At 75.4% G+C, this 256-nt stretch carries 1 pseudogene; it reads right to left on the bottom strand.

The window, feature by feature from the left end:
- A pseudogene (locus LI162_RS15445) lies at positions 1–256 on the bottom strand (IS630 family transposase); the annotation flags it as partial.

Here is a 256-nt window from a genome sequence, read left to right as displayed (position 1 = left end):
CGTCGACGGACAGGACCACCGCGTGCCGCGGCGGGGCCATGTAGAGGCCGACGATCGCCGCCAGCTTGGCGAGGAAGGCCGGATCGCGCGAGCGCTTGAAGGTGCGGACCCGGTGCGGCTGGAGCTTGTGGGCGGCCCAGACGCGCTGCACCGAGCGCAGCGAGACCCCGACGGCTTCGGCCATGGCGCGCCCGGTCCAGTGGGTCACCTCGCCGGGCGGCTCGGCGCAGGTCAGCGCCACCAGGCGGCGCACCAG

Source organism: Mediterraneibacter sp. 210702-DFI.3.120, from assembly GCF_020561005.1.
GTDB lineage: Bacteria > Bacillota > Clostridia > Lachnospirales > Lachnospiraceae > Mediterraneibacter > Mediterraneibacter faecis.
Note: the sequence above shows the minus strand (reverse complement) of the source record. Positions and strands in the feature narration are given on the sequence as shown.